This window comes from Mycobacterium sp. IS-836, assembly GCF_001954275.1.
GTDB lineage: Bacteria > Actinomycetota > Actinomycetes > Mycobacteriales > Mycobacteriaceae > Mycobacterium.
On sequence record NZ_MBEU01000071.1, the window covers coordinates 1 to 16,029 of the forward strand.

At 68.7% G+C, this 16,029-nt stretch carries 17 protein-coding genes and 1 pseudogene; 9 read left to right on the forward strand and 9 right to left on the reverse strand.

Features of this window, described 5'->3' with window-relative positions; translation table 11 throughout:
• Positions 1-261 precede the first annotated feature (261 nt).
• Positions 262-1,086 carry a glycerophosphodiester phosphodiesterase gene (locus A5747_RS19720; RefSeq protein ID WP_076127376.1) on the forward strand — a complete coding sequence of 275 codons (825 nt, stop codon included), beginning with the start codon at positions 262-264 and terminating at the stop codon, positions 1,084-1,086.
• An 18-nt stretch (positions 1,087-1,104) separates the two neighbouring features.
• Here A5747_RS19720 and A5747_RS19725 read toward each other — a convergent pair whose 3' ends face one another.
• Complete coding sequence (locus tag A5747_RS19725; RefSeq protein ID WP_076127378.1) at positions 1,105-2,310, reverse strand: LCP family protein; 1,206 nt, start codon at positions 2,308-2,310, stop codon at positions 1,105-1,107.
• Positions 2,311-2,319: 9 nt separating this feature from the next.
• Positions 2,320-3,120: a DUF2470 domain-containing protein gene (locus A5747_RS19730; protein WP_142245655.1), complete on the reverse strand. Its 801-nt coding sequence runs from the start codon at positions 3,118-3,120 to the stop codon at positions 2,320-2,322.
• Between the two features lie 92 nt (positions 3,121-3,212).
• Here A5747_RS19730 and pheA point away from each other — a divergent pair, with 92 nt between their 5' ends.
• Positions 3,213-4,172, forward strand: a complete 960-nt coding sequence (gene pheA, locus A5747_RS19735) for a prephenate dehydratase (protein WP_076127384.1) — start codon at positions 3,213-3,215, stop codon at positions 4,170-4,172.
• A complete protein-coding gene (locus A5747_RS19740; RefSeq protein ID WP_076127385.1) occupies positions 4,169-4,855 on the forward strand; it encodes a histidine phosphatase family protein in 687 nt (228 codons plus the stop codon). The genes pheA and A5747_RS19740 overlap by 4 nt, the downstream gene beginning before the upstream one ends.
• A gap of 8 nt (positions 4,856-4,863) precedes the next feature.
• Here A5747_RS19740 and A5747_RS19745 read toward each other — a convergent pair whose 3' ends face one another.
• The 3 genes and pseudogenes from A5747_RS19745 to A5747_RS19755 form a co-directional block, all read right to left on the reverse strand.
• Positions 4,864-5,058, reverse strand: a complete 195-nt coding sequence (locus A5747_RS19745; protein WP_076127388.1) for a hypothetical protein — start codon at positions 5,056-5,058, stop codon at positions 4,864-4,866.
• Positions 5,059-5,458 (reverse strand): annotated as a pseudogene (locus tag A5747_RS19750) (metallopeptidase family protein); the annotation flags it as partial.
• Between the two features lie 3 nt (positions 5,459-5,461).
• Entirely contained in the window at positions 5,462-6,823 is a 1,362-nt protein-coding gene (locus tag A5747_RS19755; RefSeq protein WP_198938226.1) for a septum formation family protein, read from the reverse strand.
• A 120-nt stretch (positions 6,824-6,943) separates the two neighbouring features.
• Here A5747_RS19755 and serS point away from each other — a divergent pair, with 120 nt between their 5' ends.
• Positions 6,944-8,203, forward strand: coding sequence for a serine--tRNA ligase (gene serS, locus A5747_RS19760; protein ID WP_076127397.1), 1,260 nt, complete (start codon positions 6,944-6,946; stop codon positions 8,201-8,203).
• A gap of 50 nt (positions 8,204-8,253) precedes the next feature.
• Here the strand turns inward: serS and A5747_RS19765 are convergent, their stop codons facing one another.
• Complete coding sequence (locus A5747_RS19765) at positions 8,254-8,994, reverse strand: helix-turn-helix domain-containing protein (RefSeq protein ID WP_076127399.1); 741 nt, start codon at positions 8,992-8,994, stop codon at positions 8,254-8,256.
• Between the two features lie 55 nt (positions 8,995-9,049).
• On the opposite strand from A5747_RS19765, the gene A5747_RS19770 reads away from it, so the two are divergent.
• Positions 9,050-9,625, forward strand: coding sequence for a class I SAM-dependent methyltransferase (locus tag A5747_RS19770; protein ID WP_076127400.1), 576 nt, complete (start codon positions 9,050-9,052; stop codon positions 9,623-9,625).
• Positions 9,626-9,631: 6 nt separating this feature from the next.
• Here A5747_RS19770 and A5747_RS19775 read toward each other — a convergent pair whose 3' ends face one another.
• On the reverse strand, positions 9,632-10,120 hold the full coding sequence (locus A5747_RS19775; protein WP_076063076.1) for a DUF2834 domain-containing protein: 489 nt from the start codon (positions 10,118-10,120) through the stop codon (positions 9,632-9,634).
• 69 nt (positions 10,121-10,189) lie between these two features.
• On the opposite strand from A5747_RS19775, the gene A5747_RS19780 reads away from it, so the two are divergent.
• Both A5747_RS19780 and A5747_RS19785 read left to right on the forward strand, forming a co-directional pair.
• The gene (locus A5747_RS19780; RefSeq protein WP_076127403.1) at positions 10,190-10,816 is read left to right on the forward strand and encodes a TetR/AcrR family transcriptional regulator; all 627 of its coding nucleotides are present in this window, start codon (positions 10,190-10,192) and stop codon (positions 10,814-10,816) included.
• A 47-nt stretch (positions 10,817-10,863) separates the two neighbouring features.
• Entirely contained in the window at positions 10,864-12,420 is a 1,557-nt protein-coding gene (locus A5747_RS19785) for an NAD(P)/FAD-dependent oxidoreductase (RefSeq protein ID WP_076127406.1), read from the forward strand.
• Between the two features lie 75 nt (positions 12,421-12,495).
• Here the strand turns inward: A5747_RS19785 and A5747_RS19790 are convergent, their stop codons facing one another.
• Both A5747_RS19790 and A5747_RS19795 read right to left on the reverse strand, forming a co-directional pair.
• On the reverse strand, positions 12,496-12,828 hold the full coding sequence (locus tag A5747_RS19790) for a hypothetical protein (protein WP_076127409.1): 333 nt from the start codon (positions 12,826-12,828) through the stop codon (positions 12,496-12,498).
• Positions 12,825-14,375 (reverse strand): MBL fold metallo-hydrolase, encoded by a 1,551-nt coding sequence (locus A5747_RS19795; RefSeq protein WP_076127412.1) that lies wholly within the window; start codon positions 14,373-14,375, stop codon positions 12,825-12,827. Before A5747_RS19795 ends, A5747_RS19790 begins: the two co-directional genes overlap by 4 nt.
• A gap of 96 nt (positions 14,376-14,471) precedes the next feature.
• Between A5747_RS19795 and A5747_RS19800 the strand changes: the two genes are divergently transcribed.
• Both A5747_RS19800 and A5747_RS19805 read left to right on the forward strand, forming a co-directional pair.
• Complete coding sequence (locus tag A5747_RS19800) at positions 14,472-15,242, forward strand: 1-acyl-sn-glycerol-3-phosphate acyltransferase (protein WP_139333490.1); 771 nt, start codon at positions 14,472-14,474, stop codon at positions 15,240-15,242.
• A 3-nt stretch (positions 15,243-15,245) separates the two neighbouring features.
• The gene (locus A5747_RS19805; protein WP_076127417.1) at positions 15,246-16,013 is read left to right on the forward strand and encodes a 1-acyl-sn-glycerol-3-phosphate acyltransferase; all 768 of its coding nucleotides are present in this window, start codon (positions 15,246-15,248) and stop codon (positions 16,011-16,013) included.
• The last annotated feature ends 16 nt before the right edge of the window (positions 16,014-16,029 follow it).

The following is a 16,029-nucleotide window of genomic DNA, read 5'->3' on the forward strand; positions in this document are numbered from 1 at the left end:
CCCCCCCCCCTCTCCGCCCCCCCCCCCCCCCCCCCCCCCCCCCCCCCCCCCCCCCCCCCCCGCGCCGCGCGCCCCGCCGCCCCCCCCCCCCCCCCCCCCCCCCCCCCCCCCCCCCCCCCGGCCGGGTCTTCGAGGGCTTCGTACGCAAACCGGTCGAACGGCCCGCGCATCGCTGGGTCGTGGTGGAGCCCGATCGACCCGCCGGGGCCGCGTCGTCCGGTCAGGTTGAGTTGCAGGGGCAGGAACCGGCAGCATAGGGGTATGACGTGGGCCGACGAGGTGCTCGACGGGCATCCCTTTGTCGTAGCCCATAGAGGGGCGTCGGCCGCTCGTCCCGAACACACGCTGGCCGCATACGATCTCGCGCTCAAGGAAGGCGCCGACGGCGTCGAATGCGATGTGCGGCTGACCCGCGACGGGCATCTGGTTTGCGTCCACGACCGTCGCCTGGATCGGACCTCGACCGGTGCGGGTCTGGTCAGCACGATGACCCTGGAGCAGTTGCGCGAGCTCGAATACGGTGCGTGGCACGACAGTTGGCGTGCGGACGGCACGCACGGCGATACCAGCCTGCTGACGTTGGACACGCTCGTCAGCTTGGTTCTGGACTGGCACCGGCCGGTGAAGCTGTTCGTCGAGACCAAGCATCCGGTTCGGTATGGCTCGCTGGTGGAAAGCAAGTTGTTGGCGCTGCTGCACCGGTTTGGCATCGCCGCGCCCGCCTCGGCCGCCCGGTCCCGGGCGGTGGTGATGTCGTTTTCGGCGGCCGCGGTCTGGCGGATCCGGCGGGCCGCGCCGATGCTGCCGACGGTGCTGTTGGGCAAGACCGCCCGGTACCTGGCCAGCAGCGCGGCCACCGCGGTCGGGGCCACCGCCGTCGGGCCGTCGCTGGCGGCGTTGAAGGAGTATCCGCAACTCGTCGACCGCTCCATCGCCCAGGGCCGGGCGGTCTACTGCTGGAACGTCGACGACTACGACGACATCGACTTCTGCCGGGAGGTCGGGGTGGCATGGCTGGCCACGCACCACCCGGGTCGCACGAAGGCCTGGTTGCAGAACGCCCGCACCGACCGAGTCGGCGACTAGTTCGGCCGACGGCGGTCGTTACTGCTGTCCCTGCAGCGCCTCGCCGGGCACCGGACTGTCGGAGGCCAGCGCGTCGAGCAATTTGGCGGCCACGTCGTGGTTCCACACCACCACCGCGCCGGTGTCGCCGCTGCTGAACTCACCGATCGGGACGGTCACCGAGGTGGTGGTCCCGTGCAGCGCCCAGCCGAGCCGGGCGAGGTCCCACACCTGATCCCCCTGATCAACGGTCAGGGCGTCGGCGGCCGCGCGCGGCACCGAGTACCAGCGCACCGGATCCAGCCACACGGCGGGGCTGGACGCGCGGCGCAACAGCGCCGACATGAACTGCCGTTGGTTGACCATCCGGTCCAGGTCCGCCCGCGGTGTGGCGCGGGACCTGACATACCCCAGCGCGTTGCGGCCCTCCAGCTTCTGGCAGCCGGCGGGCAGGTCAATGCCGGCCAGTGGGTCGGTGATCGGCGCGACGGGGCACACGGTGATGCCGCCGAGCGCGTCGACCAGCGCGGCGAAGCCGCCGAACCCAATCTCGATGTAGTGGTCGAGGCGCAGGCCGGTGGCTTGCTCCACGGTTTGAGTCAGCAGGGCCGCCCCGCCCATCGCGAACGCGGAGTTGATTTTGTCCCTGCCGTGACCGGGGATCGGCACGTACGAGTCGCGCGGTATCGAGACCATCGTCGCCGGGGTGCTCGAGCCGAACGACGGCACATGCACCAGCAGGATGGTGTCGGTGCGACCGGCGCCGACGTCGCCGCCGGTAGACAGATCCTGCTGCTGATCGGCGGTAAGGCCCTCGCGGCTATCCGAGCCGACGAGCAGCCAGTTCGTCCCGCGCCCGGCCGCGGGCCGGTCGGGGTAGTCCGCGAGCACCGCCGCGCGGTGCAGCGTTTTGTCGAACCAGATGGCCCCGCCGATGAGGCCCGCGCCGGCCAGCAGCGCGCCGATCAGCAGACCAAGGGCCAACCTCCGACCCCAGCGGCGCTTGCCGCGCTTGCGGCCGGTCCGCGGCGGGATGGGTCGCGGTGGGGGCTGGGACGGGTGCGGTGCGACGCGTTGCGGGGCGGCGGCGTTGACACGGGAGACGGGCGCGGGCATCCGGCGCTGCGGCACCGTCTCGGCGCTCGGCGACGGCGCACCGCGGTGGATTACCTGTGGTGGCTCCGGGCGGGCCGGGCGCGGCGGGACCGGGTTTTCAGGCCGTCGTGAGGGTCGGTCGCCGGTCACCCAGATAACTTACCGGCGGGCGCGCAGCCCGTTGATGAACGGGCAGCCCATCAGCACCCGGATCGCCTGTCTCAGCCCGACCATGTCGTCCACCGGTTTGTGGAAGGGCAGCCGGACGTCATGGTCGCCGTCGTTGCCTTCGATGCGAAACCGCATGCCGTAGCGATCCAGCCCGAGCGGCCGAACGCGGCCGCGGCGCAGCGGCGTCGGCAACCGGGACACCAGCCGCGCGACCACGTCGCCGTGGGCCTTGTCCAGGTGCCACAGCAAGCTCGACTCGACCTCGCAGAAGGGGTCGGGGCGAGCCGCGAGCAGGTCCGCCACGCTGATGGCCTCGGCTCCGGTGGCGTCGGTCACCACCACGGACGCGATCTCGAGTCGCAGCAGCGTATACCGCTGATCCGTCCCATCCGAAGGCATCGACCGGGGGGTATCGATTTGCAGCAATGCCGGATCCGGACACTCGGTGGCAATCAGATCGAGGACCTTTGTCACGGCGCCCGGCGGGACCTGCTGCAGGCGGCCGCGAACCCACACCAGGGACCGGACGGGTTCGCGCAGTGGCAGCGGCGCATAGTCGGTCAGCTCGAGCAGCGCCTGCGAACCATCGACGCCGGCGCCCCCGCCGTCCCGGTCGGCCGGCAGCGCCACGGCGAAGGACCCGTCGTGCATGAGGTGATGCACCGGCGTGGCGACGGGTTCCTCGCGCGCGTTCTCGTTCTCGATGGCCAGGAGCGCGCCGCCGGCCCGGGTGCAGGCGCTGCGAATGCGCTCGGCAGTCGTCGGCGCGGCACTGGTCAGCGGTAACATCATTCTCCAATCGAATTAGGCAAGCCTAAGTTAACTTAGATCACGGGGCGCCGCAAGCCTTGTTCGGCGGTGGCCGCCGTTAGGGTTGGAGCGTGGTCCGCATTGCCTATCTGGGTCCCGAAGGGACCTTCACCGAGGCGGCGCTGCTCCAGATGACGTCGGCGGGGCTGGTTCCCGACCAGGGGCCGGATGCCTTGCGCCGGTTGCCGATCGAGAGCACGCCGACGGCGCTCGACGCCGTCCGCAACGGCGACGCCGACTACGCGTGCGTGCCGATCGAGAACTCGATCGACGGGTCGGTGATGGCCACCCTGGACAGCCTCGCCATCGGTTCGCCGCTGCAGATTTTCGCCGAGACCACGCTGGACGTCGCGTTCAGCATCGTCGTCAAACCCGGGCGCAGCGCCGCCGACGTGGGGACGGTGGCGGCGTTCCCGGTGGCCGCGGCCCAGGTGCGGCAATGGCTCACCGCGCACCTGCCCAACACCGAATTGCGACCCGCCTACTCCAACGCGGACGCCGCGCGACAGGTGGCCGAGGGCAACGCCGACGCCGGGGTGACCTCGCCGCTGGCCGCCGCGCATTGGGGGCTCGCGGCCCTGGCCGATGGTGTCGTCGACGAACCCAACGCCCGCACGCGGTTCGTGCTGGCCGGACTGCCGGGACCGCCGCCGGCCCGCACCGGCGCCGACCGGACGTCGGTAGTGTTGCGCGTCGACAACCAACCCGGGGCGCTGTTGGGCGCCCTCGCCGAGTTCGGCATCCGCGGCATCGACCTCACCCGGATCGAGTCCCGGCCGACCCGCACCGAGTTGGGCACCTACCTGTTCTTCGCCGACTGCGTCGGCCACGTGGACGACGACGCCGTCGCCGAGGCACTCAAGGCGCTGCACCGTCGTTGTGCCAACGTGCGATACCTGGGTTCGTGGCCGACGGGCGAGGCCGCCGGGGTGGTTCCGCCGCCGGCGGACGAGGCATCACGCTGGCTGGCGCGCCTGCGGGCGGGCAAATCGGAACCGGCCCAGGATGCGGCGGCGGGGTTTGCGCAATGAGCGGTCGTCTGGTGCTGGTGCGACACGGCCAGTCCTACGGCAACGTCGAGCGCCGGCTGGATACCCGGCCGCCCGGTGCCGAGCTGACGCCGAAGGGCCGCGACCAGGCGCGGGCGTTCGCCCGCGGGTCCGGCCGGCCGGCGATGATCACGCACTCGATCGCCACCCGGGCGTCGCAGACGGCGGCGGTGATCGGTGCCGCGCTCGACGTCGCCGCGCACGAGGTCGCCGGCATCCACGAGGTGCAGGTCGGGCAACTGGAAGACCGCAGCGACGACGACGCCGTCGCGGAATTCAACGCCATCTACGACCGCTGGCACCACGGCGAACTCGACGTGCCGCTGCCCGGCGGCGAGACCGGCAGCGAGGTGTTGGACCGCTACGTGCCGGTGCTCACCGACCTGCGGATGCGCTACCTCGACGACGACGAGTGGGACGGCGACATCGTCGTCGTCAGCCACGGCGCGGCGATCCGGCTGGCCTCCGCGGTGCTGGCGGGAGTGGACGGAAACTTCGCGCTGGACAACCACCTGGACAACGCGCAGTCGGTGGTGTTGGCCCCGATCACCGACGGACGGTGGAGCTGTGTACGGTGGGGAACGCTGACGCCGCCGTTCTACCCGCAACCCGAAGCCACGCCGGTCGCGGACGCGGTGCGGTCAAGCACCGACCCGATGGGCTGACGGGGCGATCAAACGGCCAGGGCGACCGAGTCCTCGGCGCAGCCGCAGCCGACGGCGTCGCAGTCGATGACGAACGCGTGCGGCAACAGTTCGGGACTGGCGCAGTCCGGCTCGGTGCACTCCGAGCGATGCAGCCAATGGCGAATGATGGTTCCGTGGCAGTGATCTAGTCCTGCCCGGCAGTCGCGGCAGTCCGTGTTCATGAGTGAGTTCATAGCACCCGGCGCGGACAAATCCGGGATGCCGCGCCCGTCAGGCCCAGCCCAGTTCGTGCAATCTGTCGTCGTCGATGCCGAAGTGGTGGGCGATTTCGTGGATGACCGTGATCGCCACCTCCTCGACGACCTCCTCGTCGGATTCGCAGACGTCCAGCAGCGCCTCGCGGTAGATCGTGATGGCGTCGGGCAGCGCTCCGCCGTAGTCGGAGTCCCGCTCGGTCAGCGCCACGCCTTCGTAGAGGCCGAGCAGTTCAGTGTCCTCGGGATGGCGGGCTTCGACGAGCACGACGACGTTGTCCATCGCCGCCGTCAACTCGGGCGGGATGAGGTCGAGCGCGTCGGAGACCAACTCGTCGAACCGCTGCGGATCCATCCGCACGGCCACCGGTTACCCCGCGGGTGGTGCGGCCGGCGCGGGCGGCGGTTCCGGTGCGGGCGGCGGTGGCGGCGGAGGAGGTGGCGGTGGCGCCTCGGGAGCCGGAGGGGGCGGTGGCGGCGCTCCGCCGTCCGCCGGGGGCGGCGGGCCTTCCGGAGGTGCCTGCGTGGCCGGAGCCTGCGACGCCGGCTCGCGGGGCGGCGTCACGACCGGCTGTTGTTGCGGAAGGTGCTGATTGTTCGGCGGGATGGCGTCCGGCGGCGAGCTGGGCTCCGGCGCCTGAACCGGAATGGGCGGCATCGTGAGCCGCTCCTCGGGGATGTCCGGCGGTGGGACCGGGGCCTGACCGTTGATCAGCAGCTGCCCCTTGGCGTGGTTCACCAGCGTGGCCCAGCCCCCGTTGCCCAGGCTGGCGCCGATGCTGCAGGCCACCTCACGGCTGCCCGCCTGCCAGCTGGGCAGCGACACGGTGGGGTAGATCAGCGTCAGGGTGGTGGTGCGCAACTTGACGGGCGCGAGGAAGGCGTCGGTCATCTTGGTGCAGGAGTCTTTGATGAAGGCGTCCTGCTCGGGCTCGGCGGGCAGCGCACCGCGGAACCTCTCAGCAAGATTGACCGTGCCCGTGATCTCCATCGCGTGCGGCGCCGCGCAGTCGACGGGAACGTCGATGGGTTGGTTGGTCGCCGGGTCGATGCTCAGGCAGGTGCCGGCGGGCCAGACCTTGGACTGGTCGATGTCGGCGACCTTGCCCTTGAACGCGGCCTGTTGGTTGTTCAGCCCGGGCAGCTGCAGGCCGCACAGCATGCGGCGCTCGCCGGCCTGGCGCCACGCGCGGTCACCCGACCACAGCATGCTGACGATGAACTTGCCGTTGGGATCGAACTTGGGCCCGAGGTAGCGGTGCGCCGCTGCCTCGCACTGCTCCTGGCTGATCTGCTGAATACGCGCCGGCGACGGCGGGGCCGCGTTGGGCCCGTACTCCGAGCCGGGGAACGTCCGCATGTCGACGGACTCGGCGACCTCGAACTTGTGGTCGTCCGCGCAGTTGACGATGCTCGCCGACTCCGGCGTGATGTCGGGCCACATCAGGCAGTCACCACTCTTGGCGCGGTTGAAGGCGGCGTCGCTCTTGGCCCCGGTGCTGGGCACCGGACCGCTGTCGAGGTAGCCGGCCAGCCGCCCCTGCCCGCCGCCGACCGGGATCGCCGTCACCAGCCCGGCGATCAGCAGGCCGCCGAGCGCGAAGAGGAGCAACGCCCGCCTGGTCGCGGTCGCCTGCAAGCCGCGCGGCCACCGGAACGCGGCAGCCGGCTGTCCCGCCTCGCCGGCGGCGGGGCCGGGCGGGGAGACTTCCGCTTCGGGGGTATCCAACATCGGCTCCATTCTGACAGGAGCCGCGGAGCCGCGTGACGGATGTGGCGCATGTAGCGTCGTGTGATCGTCTGCGGCGGTGCTGTGCGGCGCCGCCGCCGGGCCAAAAGTAGTCTTCAGGCCGTGATCGACCTGAAGCTGCTTCGCGAGGACCCCGACGCCGTACGCCGTTCCCAACTCAGCCGCGGGGAAGACCCGGCGCTGGTGGACGCCCTGCTGACGGCCGACGCGAATCGCCGTGCCGCGATTTCGAACGGCGACGCACTGCGCGCCGAACAGAAGTCCGCGAGCAAGAGCGTGGGCGCGGCGTCGGCCGAGGAGCGGCCGGCCAAGCTCGCGCGCGCCAAAGAACTCGCCGAACAGGTGAAGGCCGCCGAAACCGCCCAGACGGAAGCCGAGGCGGCGTTCACCGCGGCACACATGGCGATCTCCAACGTCATCATCGACGGAGTCCCGGCGGGAGGGGAGGACGACTTCGCGGTCCTCGACGTCGTCGGCGAAGCCCGGGCGATCGAAAACCCTAGGGACCACCTGGAACTCGGTGAGGCACTGGGCCTCATCGACATGCAACGCGGCGCCAAGGTGTCCGGTTCGCGGTTTTACTTCCTGACCGGTCGGGGCGCGCTGTTACAGCTGGGCGTGCTGCAACTGGCGCTGCGGCTAGCCGTCGACAACGGGTTCATCCCGATGATCCCGCCGGTGCTGGTGCGCCCAGAAGTGATGGCGGGCACCGGATTTCTGGGCACCCACGCCGACGAGGTGTATCGGGTGGAAGCCGACGACCTCTACCTGGTCGGCACCTCCGAGGTACCGCTGGCCGGCTACCACGCCGACGAGATCCTGGACCTGTCCGGCGGCCCGCTGCGCTACGCCGGCTGGTCGTCGTGCTTTCGCCGCGAGGCCGGCAGCTACGGCAAGGACACCCGCGGCATCATCCGGGTGCATCAGTTCGACAAAGTGGAGGGCTTCGTCTACTGCACACCCGCCGACGCCGAGGCGGAGCATCAACGGCTGCTGGGCTGGCAGCGCGACCTGCTGGCGCTCATCGACGTGCCGTATCGGGTAATCGATGTGGCCGCAGGCGATCTCGGCTCGTCGGCCGCGCGCAAGTTCGACTGCGAGGCGTGGGTTCCCACGCAGGGGGCCTACCGCGAGCTGACGTCGACGTCGAACTGCACCACGTTTCAAGCGCGCCGGCTGGCCACCCGCTACCGCGACGACAACGGCAAGCCGCAGATCGCGGCGACCCTCAACGGCACGCTGGGCACCACCCGGTGGCTGGTCGCGATCCTGGAGAACCACCAGCAGCCCGACGGCAGCGTCCGGGTCCCCGACGCGCTGGTTCCCTTCGTCGGCACCGAGGTGTTGGAGCCCGCCGGCTAGTGGCGATCGCAAGCGCGGCGGAGCCGGGCGAAGCGGGTCGCCACCATTGATCAAGCGCGGCGCGCGCCCGGGGTATGCCCAAACGCGCGCCGGTAGGTGTCGATGAAGGCGCTGGGCGTGGCCCAGCCGCATTGCAGCGCCACCGAGGTCACGTCGTGGCGGTCGGCGAGCAGCATCAGTGCGTGATGCAGGCGTAATTGCGTGCGCCATTGCGGGAACGTCATGCCCAGCTCGTCGCTGAACAGGCGGCTCAGCGTGCGCTGACTGACGCCGATCCGACGGCCGATTTGCTGCAACGTCAGCGGCTCGGTCAGGTTGTCGGTGATCAGCGCGCACGCTTGGCGCAGGCGGCTGTCGACCGGTGTCGGAATCCACAGTGGCTCATGGATGTTCGAGTCCCGCACCTGATCGTGCAGCACGGCCAGCATCCGGTGGTGTTCGTCGGTGTCGGTGCCGTCTGTCTGCGAGCTGGCGATGATGAGTTCGCGCATCAGCGGATTGACGGCGAGCACGGTCGGTGTTGCCGGACCGCCACGGTAGCGGCGCGGGTCCAGGGCGACCCCGTGGAATTGCGTCTGGCCGTGAAACTTGTGCTCGTGCCAGCAGCCCGCCGGTATCCAGATGGCGCGATTCACTGGCGTGATCCAGGTTCCCGCGGGGGTGGTTACCGACACCGCACCGGAGGACGGGTAGACGATCTGGTGCAGGGGATGACAGTGGCGCTCGATTCGCGCGCCGGGCGCGAGCGACTGCGACGACGTGGCCCTCCCGTGATGGCGGTTTTCCGACATAACTCGACAGAATATCGGAAGCCCGCAACCTTGGCGTCCGCCTAGCGTTCTGTGTATGGCAATGAATCTCCTTCACCGGCGCCGGTGTAGCTCGGCGGACTGGGCCAAGATGGTGGCCGACAAGTTGCTGCCCTGGTCGCTGAGCGACGTCGAATTAGGCTCGCGCACACTGGAAATCGGCCCAGGCTACGGCGCGACGACACGCGCCCTCCTGGACCGGACCGACTCGCTCACCGCCGTCGAAGTCGACCGTTCGATGGCCGATGACCTGAACCGCCGCTATGGCGAACGGGCGCGCATCATCCACGCCGACGGCAGCAGCACCGGGCTGCCCGACGACCACTTCTCGTCGGTGGTGTGCTTCACGATGCTGCACCACGTGCCCAGCGCCCGGCTGCAAGATCAGCTGTTCGCCGAGGCTTTCCGGGTGCTGCAACCGGGGGGTACCTTCGCCGGCAGCGACGGTGTGCCGTCGCTGACATTTCGGCTGATCCACATCGCCGACACCTACAACCCGATCGCGCCGCCGGATCTCCGCCGGCGGCTTCGAGCGGCGGGATTCACCGACATCCGGGTCGACGCCAAGGGCGGCCGACAGAGATGGCGGGCGATCAAACCGCTTGCCGCGTAACGGGGCCTAAGCGCTCACCGGCTCGCGGGCCTGCTCGTGGCGGCGCTGGCGCTCTATGGTCGCGAAGTAGAAGGCGAACGCGAACGCGAAGCTGGTGAACAGGCTGGACACGAAGTACAGCCACGGGTGCCGCAGGCCCCGGCGATAGCCGTCGACAATCGTAAAAAGCGGCAGCAGAATGACATTCGCGATCGTGTAGTCCTGGCTGGCCGAGCTGGCGGCGGGGTTGGTGAACATCAACTTCATGTATTCGACCCAACTGCCGTGTTCGCCCCACAGCGGATTGGTCGATCCCCCATGCGAGTATTCCTCCACGTAGGTGATGTTGAAATACCAACCGAGCCCGACCGACGCGATGCCGACGACGTAGTACACGATTTCCATCGGCGAGAAGACGGGGCCGGTGGCGGGGCGGGCGAAAACCTTTGAGTTGGCCCTGACGATCCAGACGATGACCGCCAGTCCAAGTACCGCGTGCGAGAGTAGCGAGACCATGGGCGAAGTCTCGCTCGTGTTCCGAAGTTTTGTCAATATTGACACAACGTGAAGGGGTACCTTACTGGCATGGTCCGGCCCGCTCAGACGGCGCGCAGCGAGCGCACGCGCGAAGCGCTGCGCCAGGCCGCTGTGGTGAGATTCCTGGCCCAGGGGGTCGAGGAAACGTCGGCCGAACAGATCGCGGCGGACGCCGGGGTGTCGCTGCGGACGTTCTATCGCCATTTCCGCTCCAAGCACGATCTGCTGTTTGCCGACTTCACCGGGCTGCACTGGTTTCGCGCCGCGCTCAACGACAGGCCGGCCGGCGAACCGATCATCGATTCGGTGCAGGCCGCGATCTTCGCGTTTCCGTATGACGTTGAAGCGGTTACCAAAATCGCCGCGCTGCGGGGCGGCGAGCTGGACCCGGGCCGCATCGTCCGGCACATCCAGGAAGTCCAGGCCGACTTCGCCGACGCCATCCAGGCGCAGCTGCAGCGCCGTGGCCGGACGGGGCACCGGACGACGGACGAGCGGCTGCGCATCGCGGTGACCGCGCGCTGCATCGCAGCCGCCGTCTTCGGTGCTATGGAGGTCTGGATGCTCGGCGACGACCGGTCCCTGGGGGAACTGGCGCGGGTCTCCCACACGGCGCTGGAGTCGCTGCGCGCCGGCATCACCGATGCCTGGGCACCCGACAAAGTTTCGTCATAATTGACAAAACTTTGCGTCCGTGTCAGCCTGCGTGCGGAGGGACGGACATGACTGGATATGACGCGATAGTTATCGGCGCCGGGCACAACGGCCTGGCCGCGGCGGTGTTGCTGCAGAAGGCGGGCCTGCGGACCGTGTGCGTGGACCCCAAGCTGTACGCCGGTGGGATGGCCTCGACGGTGGAGCTGTTCGACGGGTATCAGTTCGAGATCGCGGGCTCGGTGCAATTCCCGACGGCTTCGGTGGTCGTCGAGGAACTCGGCCTCGACACCCTGGAGACCATCGACCTGGACGTGATGTCGGTGGCGGTGCGCGGTGTGGGCGACGACCCGCTGGTCCAATACAGCGACCCGGTCAAGCTGTTCACTCACCTCAACGAGGTGCACGGGGCCGACGCGGTCAACGGCATGGCGGGGCTGATGGCCTGGAGCCAGGCGCCGACGCGGGCACTCGGCCGCTTCGACGCGGGTGCGCCGCCCAAGACCCTCGACGAGATGTATGCCTGCGCCACAAACGAATTCGAACGCTCGGCGATCGATGACATGCTGTTCGGTTCGGTTACCGACATCTTGGACCGCTATCTCCCCGACCGCGAGAAGCACGGCGCCCTGCGCGGCTCGATGACGGTGCTGGCCGTCAACACCCTCTACCGCGGGCCGTCGACGCCGGGCAGCGCGGCCGCACTGGCCTTCGGGCTGGGCGTTCCCGACGGGAACACCATGCAGATGAAGAAGCTCCGCGGCGGCATCGGTGCGCTCACCGCGCACCTGTGCACACTGCTCGAGAGCCACGGCGGCGAAGTCCGGCTGCGCACCAAGGTGACCGAGATCGTCGTCGCCGACGGCCGCGTGAGCGGGGTGCGAACCGAGGCCGGGGAGACGCTCACGGCTCCGATCGTCGTCTCCGGCATCGCGCCCGATGTCACGCTCAACGAGCTGATCGATCCGGCCGCGCTGCCGGCCGACATCCGGGAACGCTATGCGCGCATCGATCACCGCGGCAGCTATCTGCAGATGCACTTCGCGCTCGACGAAGCCCCGGCGTTCAGCGCGCCGTACGAGGCCCTCAACGATCCGGCCATGCAGGCCTCGCTCGGTCTGTTCTGCACGCCGGAGGAAGTCCAGCAGCAGTGGGAGGATGCCCGGCGTGGGATCGTTCCGGCCGACCCGACGGTGGTGTTGCAGATCCCGTCGCAGAACGACCCGGACCTCGCGCCCGAGGGCAAGCACGCCGCATCGGCGTTCGCGATGTGGTTCCCCATCGAGGGCAGCGCCGACTATGGCAAGGCAAAGGTCGAAATGGGTCAGCGGGTGATAGACAAGATCACCCGGCTCGCACCGAATTTCGAACGCAGCATCATCCGGCACACCACCTTCACGCCCAGGCACATGGGCGTGATGTTCGGCGCCCCGGGCGGCGACTTCTGCCACGGGCTGCTGAATCCCAATCAGATCGGCCCGAACCGGCCCGGCCCGAAAGGCTTTCTCGGTCAGCCGATCCCGATCGAGGGACTGTACCTGGGCAGCGCGGGCTGCCATGGCGGGCCGGGAATCACGTTCATCCCCGGCTACAACGCCGCTCTCGCTGCGCTGGCCGACCGCTAGACTCTCGGCGAGCGTGTACTCAGTGCGAAAAAATGACCAAAATCTCGCCGTGAGTGCACGTTCGGCGCGCTGGTACTAACCCAGCCCGCTCAGCAACACGTCGAGCAGTGCGGTGAACTCGTCCGGTCGCGCCGGCGTGAACGCGGGGCTCGGCCAGGTTCCCGGGACGTCCAGGGTGATCAACGTCGACTTGAGTGGCCGTTGCACGTCCAGCGGCAGCCAGCGACGAAAGTCGGAGCTGCCCCAGATGCGGAACCGCTGCATGAACATGCCCAGCGATTCGACTTTGTACCCGCGGATCGTGTCCAACGCGATCACCTTGGACGTACCGGAGGGAAAGTGATAGCGGCGCAACGTGATCGCCCTGCGGTCCAGCTGGACCAGGCCGTCGTCGTACGTCTCGCTCATGCCCGGGAGCTCCGCAGCTGATGTCCCCGCGAGGTCAGGCACCGGCCGTCGTCCAGACGCCACTGCCATCCGTGCAGGTTGCAGGTCAGCGTGTTGCCTTCCACCACACCGAATTTCGATAGGTCGGCCTTCAGGTGCGGGCAGCGGCGCTGAATCTCCCAGCCGTCCAGGGTGACCGAGGCGGAGTCGTCGTGGGTCTCGGCGAACCAGCCGTCGGCATAGGCGATCCGTTCGTCGGTAAGGCACTTGAAGAAGGTGTAGAGGTATTCGTTGTAACCGCCGACCCGCCATGCGCTGAACCGGGTCGACAGGAAGATGGTGTTGACCCAGTCTGGCTCGTGGTCGCGCAGCACCGTGCGCACCAGCTCGGGCGCGATCGCAAAACCATAGCGGACCTTTTCGTCGGGAATCCGTTCGCGCACGGCACGTTTCGGAAAGTCCAGGATCACGGTCTCCGGGCCGATCACCAGTTCGACGGGGTAGCCGATGCCGTCGCAGATCTCGTCGCTTTGCAGCATGATCGGCTCGAACAGCGCGCGCAGCCCGTCCAGCAGCGGCTCGCCGGTGGCGGGGGCCCAGCTGGCCCGCTCGGCTGCCAGGACGGGCGCCATCCGCTCGGCGTAGTCGGCGATGTAGGCCGCCTTGCCCGTGGTGAAGATGTCGTCCACCTCGGCGGTGGGTAGCGGGTGGCGCAGTGAGTTCAGTTCCGTGCCGGTGAAGTCCGCGGTCGATCCGGGAATCATCAGCAGACCGCGATCGTGCCCGTGGCTGCGCATCTGGTCGAGGAACACCATTTGGTCGGGGAAGATGTTGGCCGGGTCGCCGTGATCGTCGTTGAGGTGGCGCAGCTCCGGGTCCAGGAAGCACGGCGGCCCCGCCGACGGCACCACCCAGGTCGCCCCCACCTGGGCGATGTATTGGCGGGCACGGTCCATTTGGCGCTGCCGCTTCTGGGTGCCGAACGACTCCTTGGCGCGGGCCGGCATGTCGTAGACCATCGGGTACCAGATCGCCCCCGAGTACTGCAGCAGGTGCACGTCGATGTGCCCGAACTCGGATGTCAGCACATCCAAATCCACCGGCCGCGCATCGTTCATGTTGAAAACCGTTGTGGCGCCGTCGGAAACCACCAGCGCCGAATCGCCGATCGGGCCGTCCGCGGGCGCGCGCAGCGCGATGACCATGACGTCAAGGTCGCCCTTCGGGCCGGTGATCCGGTGCTTGACAGAGTCGGTGGTCTCGAAGAACCTGTGAAAGCCCAACTCCTGCAGCGCATTTCGCAGGTCGGGCACCGGGTAGTCGGGCAACAGCACCACGGCGTCTTTGTTGACGTGCGCGCTGAGGTGCTTCGCGTCGAAGTGGTCCTTGTGCAGGTGCGAGACGTAGAGGTAGTCGCAGTCGCCGAGCGTGTCCCAGTCCAGTGCGCTGTTGTCCGGGAACGGGAACCAGGATGCGAAGTAGGCCGGGTTCACCCAGGGGTCACACAGGATGCTGCCCGCATGGGTCTGGATCAGAAATCCGGCGTGACCTACGCTCGTGACCTGCACAAATGCCTTTCTCGGGGTTCTGGGGATCGTCCCAAGTTTAGCGTGGGGCCGCTGCCGGGGCCCGGCGCACAGGCGGGAGCATTACGCTGAATGGCTGTGGAACCGGTATACGGGACTGTCATCCAGCTTGCCCGGTTGGTCTGGCGCATCCAGGGCCTGAAGATCACCGTGTCCGGGGTCGAGAACCTGCCGACCAGCGGTGGGGCGGTCGTCGCGATCAACCACACCGGCTACCTCGACTTCACCTTCGCCGGTTTGCCCGCCTACAAGCAGGGCCTGGGCCGCAAAGTGCGATTCATGGCCAAGCAGGAGGTCTTCGACCACAAGATCACCGGGCCGATCATGCGCAGCCTGCGGCACATCTCGGTGGACCGGCTGGATGGGGCCGCGTCGTACGAAGAAGCCGTCCGGATGCTGAAGGACGGCGAGCTGGTCGGGGTGTACCCCGAAGCCACGATCAGCCGCAGTTTCGAGATCAAGGAGTTCAAGTCGGGGGCCACCCGGATGGCGGTCGAGGCCGGCGTGCCGATCGTTCCGCACATCGTCTGGGGTGCGCAACGGATCTGGACCAAGGGCCATCCCAAGAAGCTGCTTCGCCCGAAGGTACCGATCACGGTGCTGGTCGGCGAACCTATCGCGCCGACGCTGGCGATCGAGGATTTGAAGGGCCTGCTGCACTCGCGCATGCAACACCTGCTGGAGCGGGCGCAGGAACAGTATGGGCCGCATCCCGCCGGGGAGTTCTGGGTGCCGCACCGGCTGGGCGGCGGCGCTCCGTCGTTGGCCGAGGCGTCCCGCATCGAGGCCGAGGAGGCGGCCGCGCGGGCGGCCCGTCGCGCCCAGGCCGCAGGAGCGTCGGAGTCGTAATCGATGGTGGAGCCGACCTTCCGCACGCTCGAGATCATGGCGCAGCTGGTCGTGATGGCGACGGGTACGCAGATCACCTACCGCGGCGAGGAGAACGTTCCCGCCCGCGGCGGCGCGGTCGTCGCGATCAATCACACCAGCTATGTCGACTTTCTGCCGGCCGCGCTGGCCATGCACCGCCGCGGCCGCCGACTGCGGTTCATGATCAAGGCGGAAATGCAACGGGTGAAGGTCGTCAACTTCCTGATCAAGCACACGAAGACCATCCCCGTCGATCGAGACGCCGGAGCCGCCGCCTATGCGGTGGCCGTACAGCGGCTCCGCGAGGGGGAGCTGGTCGGGGTCTACCCGGAGGCCACCATCAGCCGAAGCTTCGAGCTCAAGGAATTCAAGACCGGGGCCGCCCGCATGGCCCTCGAAGCGGATGTCCCGATCGTTCCCGTGATCGTCTGGGGCGCGCAGCGGATCTGGACCAAGGACCACCCGCGACACATCGGCCGCCACAAGGTGCCGGTGATCGTGCAGGTGGGACCGCCGCTGCGAGCCGCCGACGACATGGCGCGAACCAACGCCGCGCTTCGCGAGTCGATGAGCGCGCTGCTGGATCGGGCCCAGCACGGGTATCCGCGTCCGCCCGGCGCCTATTGGGTGCCGCGGCGGCTGGGCGGTGGCGCACCGACGTTGGCCGAGGCGGCTCAGATCGAAGCCGACGAGGCCGCGGCCCGACTGGCCGACAAGGCCGCAAACCATACCCCGCATCGATCGCGGTAGGGCGAAGGAGAAGGAC